Source organism: Photobacterium lucens (assembly GCF_009873615.1).
In the GTDB taxonomy this organism is placed as follows: domain Bacteria; phylum Pseudomonadota; class Gammaproteobacteria; order Enterobacterales; family Vibrionaceae; genus Photobacterium; species Photobacterium lucens.
Genome location: NZ_SSMG01000314.1, coordinates 1 through 11,207 on the forward strand (window position 1 = coordinate 1; position 11,207 = coordinate 11,207).

13 protein-coding genes are annotated in these 11,207 nt (G+C 42.1%); 7 read left to right on the forward strand and 6 right to left on the reverse strand.

Translation table 11 applies throughout. The features are described from left to right. The first annotated feature begins 153 nt into the window (after nt 1-153). The 4 genes from rpsP to rplS are packed head-to-tail and all read left to right on the forward strand — an operon-like array spanning nt 154 to nt 2,122. Nucleotides 154-402 (forward strand): 30S ribosomal protein S16, encoded by a 249-nt coding sequence (gene rpsP / locus E5A76_RS13730; protein ID WP_008988043.1) that lies wholly within the window; start codon nt 154-156, stop codon nt 400-402. 27 nt (nt 403-429) lie between these two features. Continuing rightward, complete coding sequence (gene rimM / locus E5A76_RS13735) at nt 430-963, forward strand: ribosome maturation factor RimM (RefSeq protein ID WP_008988044.1); 534 nt, start codon at nt 430-432, stop codon at nt 961-963. A gap of 24 nt (nt 964-987) precedes the next feature. Next, on the forward strand, nt 988-1,734 hold the full coding sequence (gene trmD / locus E5A76_RS13740) for a tRNA (guanosine(37)-N1)-methyltransferase TrmD (RefSeq protein ID WP_161119263.1): 747 nt from the start codon (nt 988-990) through the stop codon (nt 1,732-1,734). Nucleotides 1,735-1,771: 37 nt separating this feature from the next. After that, nucleotides 1,772-2,122 carry a 50S ribosomal protein L19 gene (rplS, locus tag E5A76_RS13745; protein WP_008988046.1) on the forward strand — a complete coding sequence of 117 codons (351 nt, stop codon included), beginning with the start codon at nt 1,772-1,774 and terminating at the stop codon, nt 2,120-2,122. A gap of 141 nt (nt 2,123-2,263) precedes the next feature. Here the strand turns inward: rplS and asrC are convergent, their stop codons facing one another. The 4 genes from asrC to cobA are packed head-to-tail and all read right to left on the reverse strand — an operon-like array spanning nt 2,264 to nt 5,981. Continuing rightward, the gene (gene asrC, locus E5A76_RS20415; protein ID WP_187695643.1) at nt 2,264-3,265 is read right to left on the reverse strand and encodes a sulfite reductase subunit C; all 1,002 of its coding nucleotides are present in this window, start codon (nt 3,263-3,265) and stop codon (nt 2,264-2,266) included. 9 nt (nt 3,266-3,274) lie between these two features. Next, nucleotides 3,275-4,108 (reverse strand): anaerobic sulfite reductase subunit AsrB, encoded by an 834-nt coding sequence (gene asrB / locus E5A76_RS20420; protein WP_187695644.1) that lies wholly within the window; start codon nt 4,106-4,108, stop codon nt 3,275-3,277. Beyond that, complete coding sequence (gene asrA / locus E5A76_RS13755; protein WP_161119264.1) at nt 4,101-5,162, reverse strand: anaerobic sulfite reductase subunit AsrA; 1,062 nt, start codon at nt 5,160-5,162, stop codon at nt 4,101-4,103. The genes asrB and asrA overlap by 8 nt, the downstream gene beginning before the upstream one ends. 12 nt (nt 5,163-5,174) lie before the next feature. Continuing rightward, nucleotides 5,175-5,981: a uroporphyrinogen-III C-methyltransferase gene (cobA, locus tag E5A76_RS13760; protein WP_161119265.1), complete on the reverse strand. Its 807-nt coding sequence runs from the start codon at nt 5,979-5,981 to the stop codon at nt 5,175-5,177. A gap of 219 nt (nt 5,982-6,200) precedes the next feature. Here cobA and E5A76_RS13765 point away from each other — a divergent pair, with 219 nt between their 5' ends. The 3 genes from E5A76_RS13765 (at nt 6,201) to tyrA (ending at nt 9,039) form a co-directional block, all read left to right on the forward strand. Then, the gene (locus E5A76_RS13765) at nt 6,201-6,581 is read left to right on the forward strand and encodes a DUF2799 domain-containing protein (RefSeq protein ID WP_161119266.1); all 381 of its coding nucleotides are present in this window, start codon (nt 6,201-6,203) and stop codon (nt 6,579-6,581) included. 237 nt (nt 6,582-6,818) lie between these two features. Continuing rightward, nucleotides 6,819-7,889 (forward strand): 3-deoxy-7-phosphoheptulonate synthase, encoded by a 1,071-nt coding sequence (locus tag E5A76_RS13770; protein WP_161119267.1) that lies wholly within the window; start codon nt 6,819-6,821, stop codon nt 7,887-7,889. 19 nt (nt 7,890-7,908) lie between these two features. Beyond that, nucleotides 7,909-9,039 (forward strand): bifunctional chorismate mutase/prephenate dehydrogenase, encoded by a 1,131-nt coding sequence (tyrA, locus tag E5A76_RS13775; RefSeq protein WP_161119268.1) that lies wholly within the window; start codon nt 7,909-7,911, stop codon nt 9,037-9,039. A gap of 70 nt (nt 9,040-9,109) precedes the next feature. On the opposite strand, the gene pheA is transcribed toward tyrA, so the two are convergent. Continuing rightward, nucleotides 9,110-10,285, reverse strand: coding sequence for a prephenate dehydratase (gene pheA / locus E5A76_RS13780; protein ID WP_053986446.1), 1,176 nt, complete (start codon nt 10,283-10,285; stop codon nt 9,110-9,112). A gap of 287 nt (nt 10,286-10,572) precedes the next feature. Further along, nucleotides 10,573-10,923, reverse strand: coding sequence for a ribosome hibernation-promoting factor, HPF/YfiA family (gene hpf / locus E5A76_RS13785; protein WP_053986445.1), 351 nt, complete (start codon nt 10,921-10,923; stop codon nt 10,573-10,575). Between the last annotated feature and the right edge of the window lie 284 nt (nt 10,924-11,207).

Genomic DNA, 11,207 nt, shown 5'->3' on the forward strand with positions numbered 1-11,207 from the left:
TTTTAAAGTCGATTGGTTATTTTACTGGCGAAAAAGTAACTAAAGAAGTTGCATTCGTCGTTCTAAAGAGTAAAATTCCGAGGCTTTATTTTGGCACGGGCCCCGTTTTTTAAGCGGGGCCAATTTAATTTACAGTAATGCAAAGAGGACGATATGGTAACCATTCGTTTGGCACGTCACGGCGCTAAGAAGCGTCCATTCTATCAAATCGTTGTTGCTGACTCACGTTGTGCACGTGACGGTCGTAACATCGAGCAAATCGGTTTCTTCAACCCACTAGCTAAGGGTCAAGAAGAGCGTCTACGTCTAGACCTAGACCGCGTAAACCACTGGGTAGGTCAAGGCGCTTCTGTGACTGACCGCGCAGCAAAACTAATCAAAGATGCAGCTAAAGCAGCTTAATTTGATTTTTAAGGTAGAAGAGAAACGATGAGCAATAAAAACCAAGACCACATTATTGTCGGTAAACTGGGTGCCACCTACGGTATCAAGGGTTGGCTCAAAGTTTTTTCCTACACCGAACAATCTGAAAGCATTTTCTCTTACACCCCTTGGCTAATTAAAGTAAAGGGCGAGTGGAAAGAGTTCCATGTTGAATCATGGAAACGTCATGGCCAAGGCCTAGTGGCTAAGCTAGAAGGCATGGACATCCGCGAGGAAGCCCAAGTTTTCACTAACGCTGAAGTCGCTGTATTGGCTGAGCAACTACCAGCATTGTCAGATGAAGAATTCTACTGGCGTGAGTTGTTTGGTATGTCTGTAGTAACAACTGAAGGTTACGACCTAGGTAAAGTTACAGATATCCTGGAAACAGGTTCAAACGACGTGTTAGTTGTTAAGGCGAACTTAAAAGATGCTTTTGGGCAGAAGGAACGCTTAATTCCGTTCCTCGATGAGCAGGTCATCAAGTTGATTGATCGCACTGCTCAGCGGATCGAAGTTGACTGGGATCCTGAGTTTTAACCTCCGGTAATTAAGGTGAGTAACATGTGGGTTGGTGTAATCAGCCTTTTTCCTGAAATGTTCTCTTCCATTACCAATTTTGGGGTAACAGGCCAGGCGGTAAAAAAAGGCCTTTTGACTGTCGAAACGTGGAATCCTCGTGATTTTACGCACGACAAACATCGTACGGTAGATGATCGCCCCTACGGTGGTGGACCAGGTATGTTAATGATGGTGCAGCCATTGCGCGATGCCATTCACACTGCCAGACAGTCTGCAAAAGGTAAGGCTAAAGTAATCTACCTTTCCCCTCAGGGCCGTAAGCTGGATCAGGCTGGTGTTGAGGAGTTAGCAACCAATGAGAATCTGATTCTTATTTGTGGTCGCTATGAAGGGGTTGATGAGCGCATTATCCAACAAGAGGTAGACGAAGAATGGTCTATCGGTGATTTTGTGTTAACGGGTGGTGAACTACCAGCCATGACGTTAGTAGACGCTGTTGTTCGGTTTGTACCGGGCGTATTAGGCGACTTTGCGTCAGCAGAAGAAGATTCTTTTGCAAATGGCTTGTTAGATTGTCCCCACTACACAAGACCAGAAGTGTTGGACGGACAGGAAGTACCTTCGGTATTAATGTCTGGCAATCATAAAGATATTAGTCGCTGGCGATTAAAACAATCGTTGGGCCGTACATGGCTGAGAAGACCAGAGCTCCTGGAAAACCTAGCTCTGACTGACGATCAGGAATTCTTGCTAGCGGAATTTATCCGCGAACATAAAGCAAGCATTTAATTAATTTAGTATCAGTTTATTCTAGGGTATATACCAAATGAGTAACATCATCAAAGCTCTTGAGCAAGAGCAAATGAAACAAGACCTACCTGCATTCGCACCAGGTGACACTGTTGTTGTTCAGGTTAAGGTTAAAGAAGGTGACCGTGAGCGTCTACAGGCTTTCGAAGGCGTTGTAATCGCAATCCGTAACCGTGGTCTACATTCTGCATTCACAGTTCGTAAGATTTCGAACGGTGAAGGTGTTGAGCGTGCGTTCCAAACTCACTCTCCAGTAGTTGACAGCATTACTGTTAAACGTCGTGGTGCAGTACGTCGTGCCAAGTTGTACTACCTACGTGAGCGTTCTGGTAAATCAGCACGTATCCGTGAGAAGCTATCTAAGTAATAGCTTTAAACGCTTGACGTTTAGACGTTTAATTAAAAAGCCCACCGAAAGGTGGGCTTTTTTTGTATTGCATGACATGTCTTGAAATCATGCAATATGAAAGCCTATCAACGAGATAGGCTATCGGATTTGTAACGTCGTTTATTTTAAATGAATATTGGCAACGTACTCTTCTTCTGACCAGTAAATACGCTCTGCAACTTGTGCTTCGGGGTTTAATGTTACCCCGTGTAATACACGCTCTTTGAATTTGTGGTAGCCAGCTCGGTCAATTAAGTGCCCCATATGAAGGTAAACGGGTGTACCTTCAAGCATCTCTTTTTCAAATTCAAGTAAGTTACTGATCACTTGATGAATGACATCTTCAGTAACCCAATTTAAAAATGTTTTACCTACACGCGGTGTTTTCTTTGATGTCCGTCCACCAAGCTTAACCATATAAAGCTGTTTTGGATCGCGCTGCCATGCCAATGTTGGGCAAGCTAATACACACTCACCACAGCCAATACATTTACTCTCTTCTTTCACTGCTTTACCATTTTTCAATGATAAACAGTTAACTGCATGGTGCTGACAAGCACGTACACAGGCGCCACAACCAATACAGCGTTCTGGTGTAAAGTTAATTTTGGCGATACCTAGAATACCAAAGTCAGCCATATTTGCTTTTGCACAATCGTTAGGACAACCAGCTGCGACAATCTTTAAGTGATAAGGCTGTGGATAGATGTGATGCTCTAAGCGTTGAGCAAGCCCTGTAGTATCGGTGTTAGCTTTTTGACAAATACGGCTACCTTGGCAAGCGACAATGTTACGTCCGGCAATGCTTTGGTAACCCGCTTTGGTATCTTTCACTTCAATACCACACATTTCGACAGTAATATCTTGAATAAAGGGCTCAAGCTCTGCATTTACTTTATCAATGTCGTGGTAATGAATACCGGGCATAGCCAGCTTTTGTCGTGTTGTTAGGTGGATGATCCCGTTGCCGTATTTCTCTGCGATATGCTGTGCTGTTGATAATAAATAAGCAGGCATAATACCGCCGGGAATACGTACACTGATCATGCACTCACCACGTACTTTCGATAGGCGATAATCACCTTTAGCACGGGTTTTAATAATATCGATATCTAATCCCATGATTGCCTCCTAATCGACCAAATGCTCAGCTTCATCAAAACGAAATACAGGGCCATCAATACACACGTATTTTTCTCCCATACGGCAGTGTCCACATTTACCAACAGCACAGGCCATGCGACGTTCGTAATCTACCCAAATTTGTTGTTTGGTGAGTCCCTCTTTTAGCAGCGCTTGTACTGCAAATTTGATCATAATAGGTGGGCCTACCACAATCGCTTGGGTATTGGCGAGATCGGACAGATCCAGTTTGTCGATATGTGCGGTCACTAAACCAAGATGAAATTCTTCATCTTCTTCACCTTCATCTAAGGTTGTGATGAGGTTTTGACGTTCACGCCATAATGGCATTTCATCACGGTATAAAACGGCTTCTTTATTTTTAAAACCGAGGATTATGTCCATACCGTTCACTTTTTCTGGGTGTTCAGAGAAGTGGCGCATTAGCCCTTTAACTGGAGCAACCCCCGTACCGCCAGCGATAATGACAAGATGGCGATGATGATAGTGCTCTATTGGATAACCATTGCCATGAACGCCACGCATCCAAACATTGTCACCAACATTGAGTTCAAAGAGACGATTGGTTACTTTACCGACATTTCGGATCAATAAATCAACGTAATCATCACCGCAATCAGAGACTGAAATTGGCGCTTCACCCACCATGGGTAGAGAGACTTCAACAAATTGCCCTAGCTTGGCGTCAAAATCTTTAGCAACACGGAAGTTCCATTCAAGCTCTGTGTGTTTAGTGATTGCCAAAATAGGGTAAGCTTTTGGTAGTAGAATATTTTTATGATCACCGCAACTACATTGGTGAGCGGTTGATTGACTAGACATCAGCTTTCTCCTTTTGACGATCAATGAGGTGTTGTTCGACAATATCGGTCATACGATTAACGATGGTGGTAAAAGAAATGTATTGTGGGCAGCGATCATCACAACGACCACAACCGACACACATATGGTTAGTACCTTCACGTGCCTTGTAGTCATTGACTTTATGCAGTGCACGATAACGTAAACGCTCACCGGTTTTTTCACGGAATTTATGACCGCCAGCCATATTGGTAAAGTCACCAGTCATACAACTGGCTTGTTGACGGCGGCGCTCACCTTGAGTTGGGTTTTCATCATAAGCGACATCAAAGACGCTGTGACAACTACACGTCGGACAAGAGGTAGTACAGCGACCACAACCAATACAACGGCTATCGTATTGTGCCCAGCTTGGATCGTTTTGCAGGATCTGTCTGATGAGGTTCGGATCATCACACACTTGGTCAGGAGTACGTACTGTTGTTGGGTTAGACTGAACAAATTGTGGTTGATAGTCTGTTTCTTTACCGACGGTTTCAAATAGCGGTTTCAAGCTATTATCGTTGATTTGAATATGAAGGCCGTCATCACTAAATCGAACTGCGGCATCGTAATTATCGGTTTGGTTGGTCCCCATTGATACACAAAAACAGTTCTCAAAACTTGCGCTACATTCGAGCAGAATGAGTTTGAGTTTTTTGCGTTTCATTTCGTAGTAGTAATCCGCATTACCACCATTTTTCAAATACATATGATCAAGACGTTCCAACGCATGAATATCGCAACTACGAAGGAAAAGTAGGGTCGGTCTTGGATCGATACGGGACTCTCTTAACTCATCACCATTAAAGTAAAACAGGGTTTCAGTGATAGGCAATACCACTTCTTTAGGTGAAAAATGAGATTTTTTCTTCCACACGATTTGTTCTGCTGATTTTACCTCTTGGTAAAGCAGGTTATCGGTGTGAGCAAAACGGCCGCCAAAGTGTTCATAGGCGGGTGCCATAATTTTGTATTGTGAGCCGAGTTGACGAAAGACGTCATTCAACTCATCCATACTGAGATATTTTTCCATGATCAGTAGCCTTTATAAGTAATATTCGATATCACGAAGCAAGGTGTTGTGGATTTGATGATGATAGGTAACCACATCGCCAACCACGATAAGTGCAGGGCTTGGTAGAGCATGCTTCGCAAGTTGTTCGGGGAGCTGAACTAAAGAGGTGATGAGCTGACTTTGGTTTGGTGTTGTGCCTTGGCTAATAATGGCGATAGGAGTCGACGCCGCCATACCATGACGCATTAATTGTGCTGCAATTTGCTCGGCTCGATTGAGCCCCATATAAAAAACTAAGCTATGTTGTAATTCGACCAATGCTTGCCAATTAATTTGATGCGTATCTTTTTGACTATGTGCAGTGATCACTGTAAATCCGCGTGATACTTGGCGATGGGTTAATGGAATACCGCTATAACTACAGCATCCCATTGCTGCTGTAATACCGGGAATAATGGCGCACTGAATATTATGTTGTTCTAGAAAGAGTGCTTCTTCTCCGCCGCGCCCAAAAATAAAAGGATCTCCACCTTTTAGTCGACAAACTTTTTTGCCTAGTTGGGCGTACTGCAATAAAAGTTCATTAATCGTTTGCTGTGAGGTTGATTGCCCATTACAGCGTTTGCCAACAGCAATAGCGTGACTTTGCTTAGGAAAGAGAGCAACGATCTCTGGTGAAACAAGAAAGTCATACAAAATAACGTCAGCATCGAGAATACTATTTAAAGCTTTAACGGTGAGTAGCTCAGGATCACCAGGTCCGGCACCGACTAAAGTCACAGAACCGTGCAAATAGTGAGGTAATGTTGATGTTGGCTGTATCGTTACTGAATCCATATAAATTACTCACTAATTTTTGAAGATAGTAATAGGTTAAATAATCCTCATGTTGTATAAAATTCATAATTGTTGAAGTGCATGTTTTGTAATTCTTAACCTATTGGTTTGTTTATGCTTATTTTGATTAGCATCAAATGAAGGGTGAATAATCTGAAAAGAAATGCTTTTTAGTTGAATAGAAAAGACGATTCTTACGAAAAATAAGAGGAAAAAAAGATGAAGTTAATCTCTACGCTAGGTGTGATTTCCGTTGTTTTTCTATCTGGCTGTGTCACACAGTCCTCTTTGATCAGCAAAGGAAATTTTGAAAAGCTCGGTTTTTATGACGGCGCTAGTGGTCGAGCTGCGTTAACGACAGCACAACTCGATAAAATTTCAGATAAATATGACGCGACGGAAACGCCTAATCATCAAGAATATATGCAAGGCTATAATAAAGGTCGTGATAATTACTGCTCGATTGAGCATGTATTGCAGTTAGGTGAGCAAGGGGATTCAAATTGGGGAATTTGTGAATATCGTCGTGAAGTCCCATTATTTAAAGCAAAATGGCAACAAGGTTTTGAGCGCTATATGTCACGCGAGCCAATTTTATAATTATACGAAAATGAATGATGAAATAAGGGCAGGCACAGTCAGTGTGGTCGCTCTTATTTTTTGCATTGAACCACTGATGTAAATTTAAATTTACAGGTGGTGTTTTTTATTTACAGTGCTATTGCATTAAACCATCAAGGCTTGTTATGTTTGTTAGCATGATGTTACTAATGGATGTAGTGATAACGGAACAAGGATTGTGTTTCGCGCTAACAAATAAACGACAGGGATGCCACTATGCAAAAAGACCAACTCAATAATGTTCATATCGAAGATGAATCTGTTCTTATTACGCCTGCAAAGCTAAAACAAAACCTACCTGTTTCAGAACAAGCATTGTCTTTTGTTGAGCAATCTCGTCAAACTATTGCTGATATTATTCACAAGCGAGATCATCGTTTACTTGTCGTATGCGGACCGTGCTCTATTCATGATGTAGAGCAAGCTAAAGCTTACGGACAGAAGTTAAAGCAGTTAGCTGAAGAGCTTAGCGATCAACTTTACATTGTGATGCGGGTATATTTTGAAAAGCCGCGTACTACTGTGGGTTGGAAAGGATTGATTAATGATCCGCATATTGATGGCTCTTTTGCCGTAGAAGAAGGTTTGCACATAGGTCGTCAGTTATTGGTGGACTTAGTTGAAGAAGGTATTCCATTAGCAACTGAAGCACTGGATCCAATTAGTCCGCAGTACCTAGGTGATTTATTTAGCTGGGCAGCCATTGGTGCACGTACTACTGAATCACAAACACACCGTGAAATGGCAAGCGGTTTATCCATGCCGGTTGGCTTTAAAAATGGTACAGATGGTAGCTTGGCAACCGCGATTAATGCGATGCAGGCGGCAGCATCAGGTCACAAGTTTATGGGTATTAATCCCGAGGGGCAGGTTGCATTACTCAATACTCAAGGTAACCCTGATGGCCATGTTATCTTACGTGGTGGTAAGCAAACCAACTATGATTCTGTTTCAGTAAGAGAATGTGAAAACGAGATGGTTGCATCAGGTCTTTCTCCTGCCTTAATGGTAGACTGTAGTCATGCCAATTCTCGTAAAGACTATCGTCGCCAGCCTTTGGTTGCTGAAGATGTTATTCATCAGATCCGTGAAGGAAATCAGTCTATTATTGGATTGATGATTGAAAGTCATCTGAAGGAAGGGAATCAAAGTGCGGATCTTCCTCGTGATGAGATGAAATACGGTGTATCGATAACTGATGCATGTATTAGTTGGGAAACGACAGAACAACTATTGCGTCAGGCACATAAGGAATTAGTGCCGTTTTTACAAAATCGAATTAAATAATTACGGATAGAAAGAAGTCATGGTTGCTGAGTTAAGCAAATTAAGAGATCAAATTGACGATGTTGATCGTCAAATGGTTGAGTTACTGGCTCAACGTCTCGCATTAGTCGAGCAGGTGGGTGTGGTAAAAAGCCAACATGGTTTACCGATTTATGCACCAGATCGTGAAGCGGCCATGTTGGCTTCTCGTCGTGAAGAAGCAGAACGTAAAGGTGTGCCGGCGGATCTAATTGAAGATGTATTACGTCGTACAATGCGAGAGTCATATTCCAGTGAAAATGATTCTGGCTTTAAGTGTTTAAACCCACAATTACGCCCTATTGTTATCGTTGGTGGTAATGGGCAATTAGGTAAATTATTTAATCGTTTACTGACGTTATCAGGCTATCAAGTAAAAGTATTGGGCAGCCAAGACTGGGATCGTGCAGATGAGCTCTTGCATGATGCGGGTATGGTGATTGTCTCTGTACCTATCCACTTAACAGAGTCTGTGATCGCAAAGCTAGGTAACTTACCAGAAGACTGCTTACTTGCTGATTTAACATCGGTGAAAAGTGGTCCATTACAGGCGATGCTGGAAGTACACAAAGGCCCTGTGGTTGGCCTGCACCCAATGTTTGGTCCTGATATTCCAAGTCTGGCAAAACAGGTGATTGTGTACTGTGATGGTCGTAACCCTGAAAGTTACCAGTGGTTACTGGAGCAGTTTCAGATTTGGGGTGCAACGCTAAATCGTATCAGTGCGATTGAACATGATCAGGGCATGACCTTGATCCAGGCGCTGCGTCACTTTACGTCATTTGTTTACGGTGTTCACCTTGCAGAAGAAGATCCTAAGCTAGAGCAGTTAATGTCGTTAAGCTCACCTATTTATCGCTTAGAGCTGGCGATGGTAGGGCGTTTGTTTGCTCAGGACGCACAATTGTACGGTGACATTATTATGTCGGCACCACAGAATATTGCGATGATCAAACGTTTCCATCAGCGGTTTGGTGAAGCAATTGAAATGCTAGATGCCCAAGACAAAGATGCGTTTAAACAAGCCTTTGGTCAGGTATCAGGATGGTTTGGCGATTACGCTGAACATTTTTTAGCAGAGAGCCAGGGACTGCTTAGGCAGGCGAACGATTCAACTCATCGTAAAGCATAGTTAGTGCATGATAAAAAAGCCCGTAATGATCTGATGATCATTACGGGCTTTTATTATCTATTGGTAAATATTATTCGATAATATCAACATCCGTTGGTGCAACATTTTCACTGGGATAACAGCCTAATACCTTGATAAAGCGTGTTAGGCGAGTAAGTTCTTCTAATGCTTGCTGCATAGTGGCAGATTTCAAATTCACTTCTACATCCACATAGAACATTTCTTCCCATGGATTACCAATTACAGGGCGAGATTCAAGCTTGCTCATGTTGATATTGAGATTACGAAGCACCAGTAAGCACTCAACCAGTGAGCCTGCTTTTTGTGCCGTTGACATAATCAGTGTGGTTTTAGCTGGGATCAACGATGTTACATCAACCGCTTTTCGTGCCACCACAATAAAGCGAGTAAAGTTTTCTTGTTGGTTAGCAATGTTAGACTGGATTGCCGTTAAACCATAAAGCTCACCACTGGATGCATTACCAATTGCTGCGACGTTAGGTTGTTTTAGCTTGGCAACTTGTTTCATTGCATCAGCAGTGCTTGAGCAATATTCTTGTTTAATGCTGCCCATACTATGGAGGTATTCACTGCATTGTTGATGGGGCTGTGGGTGAGAATACAAGGTATCAATCTTTTCTACATTGGTTTCTACCGCAGTCAGCAAGCAGTGCTCAATCGGTTGAGTGATCTCTCCAACAATAGAAAGACTGGTATGCTGCAATAAGTCGTAGACTTCATTAATTGAGCCTGAGCTGGTGTTTTCAATCGGTAATACACCGTAGTCAGCATTACCGGTTTCAACAATATTGAAAATATCACGGAATGTTGAGCAGCTGATCTCGACTAAATCCGTTTGCTTACGGCTAAAGTAATTGCGACTAGCAAGATGCGAATACGAGCCTTTTGAGCCAAGGAAGGCAACACGTGCTGATGGATTTGCACTGTCAGGATTGGCTAGTTTTTGTAAGTAGGCTTGTTGAAATAAAACCGAGTCTTCAATAATGGTATGGAAGATCTGTGTTACGTATTGTGGATCTAACTGATGTTGTTTACCTGTTTCGATAAGCTTTAATAATAGCTCTTGCTCTCTAGCTTGGTCACGAACAGGTTTAGCTGTGCTAATTTTACTTTTTGCCACCTCTAAACTAAGCGTACGTCGCTCTGCCAGTAGTTCAAGTAAAGCGTTATCGATACGACTAACATTTTTACGAATGTCGTCGAGAGAGTAGCGAGTATCGGTCATTGGCGTCCCTATCAGATTTCCGAATGTAGCTTATCTAAATAAACACAGTGCGATCTATGGGTATAGGTGCTATGTGTTTATTACAAGCTGAGTGGTCACTTTTTATCTTTAGTCACATTATGCAGCGGGGTATTTAATGTCAAGCTGATTAGCGGGAATGATTAAGGATGGAAAAGAGTGGTGATGTATAAGGTGATAAAACATAGAAGCATTAATGAATGTTGATGCGATAAAGCAAATAGCCCCGCAGAGCGGGGCTATTTTAAATCCTTATAATGTAGCGATGATTATGCGTCGTCTAGTTCTGCTTCTTCTTCAACTAGTCCAGGTTTTTCACTGTGACTAGCACGACGTGCATTAGGTTTGTGAGCTTGCTTTTTAAGCTGACGGTCAAGCTTTTGGTAAAGCTCTGTAATTGCACCAAACAGGTCATCATGCTCTGCAGAAGCAACCAACTCTCCTCCTGCGATATTAACTGCAGCTTCAACTTTAAATTGCTTGTTTGGCTCTTTGCTAATCACAACATGCTTTTTGATTAGCGGCACCTGAAGTTTTTCTAACTTATTGAACTTAAATTCAAAACGCTCACGGATAGCCGGGGTGATATCGATGTTTTTGCCAGTGATTTCTAATGTCATAATTATCTTCCTCGTTTGCTACCCTTCGTTGGGTTGAATTCAGATTACTAAATCTAGAACTTAATAATGTGCGCTATATCACATTTTGCTGTTTAATAATTCTCAGCAAAAAAATCTGTGATCATCTTTGGTTTGTAGCAAAAAAGTTTATAAAAAGTACTTGAGATGCGATCAATCTTTAGGGCAGTATGAAGAAAGGTGGAATGCTGGTGGCCTGTGCTAACTAGGGATTTTATATAACCATTTTAATTATTTGTGTGTTTTTTACTCGTGCAGTTAAGTGT

Coding starts and splice junctions, on each gene's coding strand:
- asrB (WP_187695644.1), bottom strand. CDS start 4,108: ATGTCTAGTCAATCAACCGCTCACCAATGTAGTTGCGGTGATCATAAA.
- trmD (WP_161119263.1), top strand. CDS start 988: ATGTGGGTTGGTGTAATCAGCCTTTTTCCTGAAATGTTCTCTTCCATT.
- rplS (WP_008988046.1), top strand. CDS start 1,772: ATGAGTAACATCATCAAAGCTCTTGAGCAAGAGCAAATGAAACAAGAC.
- asrC (WP_187695643.1), bottom strand. CDS start 3,265: ATGGGATTAGATATCGATATTATTAAAACCCGTGCTAAAGGTGATTAT.
- asrA (WP_161119264.1), bottom strand. CDS start 5,162: ATGGAAAAATATCTCAGTATGGATGAGTTGAATGACGTCTTTCGTCAA.
- rpsP (WP_008988043.1), top strand. CDS start 154: ATGGTAACCATTCGTTTGGCACGTCACGGCGCTAAGAAGCGTCCATTC.
- E5A76_RS13770 (WP_161119267.1), top strand. CDS start 6,819: ATGCAAAAAGACCAACTCAATAATGTTCATATCGAAGATGAATCTGTT.
- pheA (WP_053986446.1), bottom strand. CDS start 10,285: ATGACCGATACTCGCTACTCTCTCGACGACATTCGTAAAAATGTTAGT.
- hpf (WP_053986445.1), bottom strand. CDS start 10,923: ATGACATTAGAAATCACTGGCAAAAACATCGATATCACCCCGGCTATC.
- E5A76_RS13765 (WP_161119266.1), top strand. CDS start 6,201: ATGAAGTTAATCTCTACGCTAGGTGTGATTTCCGTTGTTTTTCTATCT.
- rimM (WP_008988044.1), top strand. CDS start 430: ATGAGCAATAAAAACCAAGACCACATTATTGTCGGTAAACTGGGTGCC.
- cobA (WP_161119265.1), bottom strand. CDS start 5,981: ATGGATTCAGTAACGATACAGCCAACATCAACATTACCTCACTATTTG.
- tyrA (WP_161119268.1), top strand. CDS start 7,909: ATGGTTGCTGAGTTAAGCAAATTAAGAGATCAAATTGACGATGTTGAT.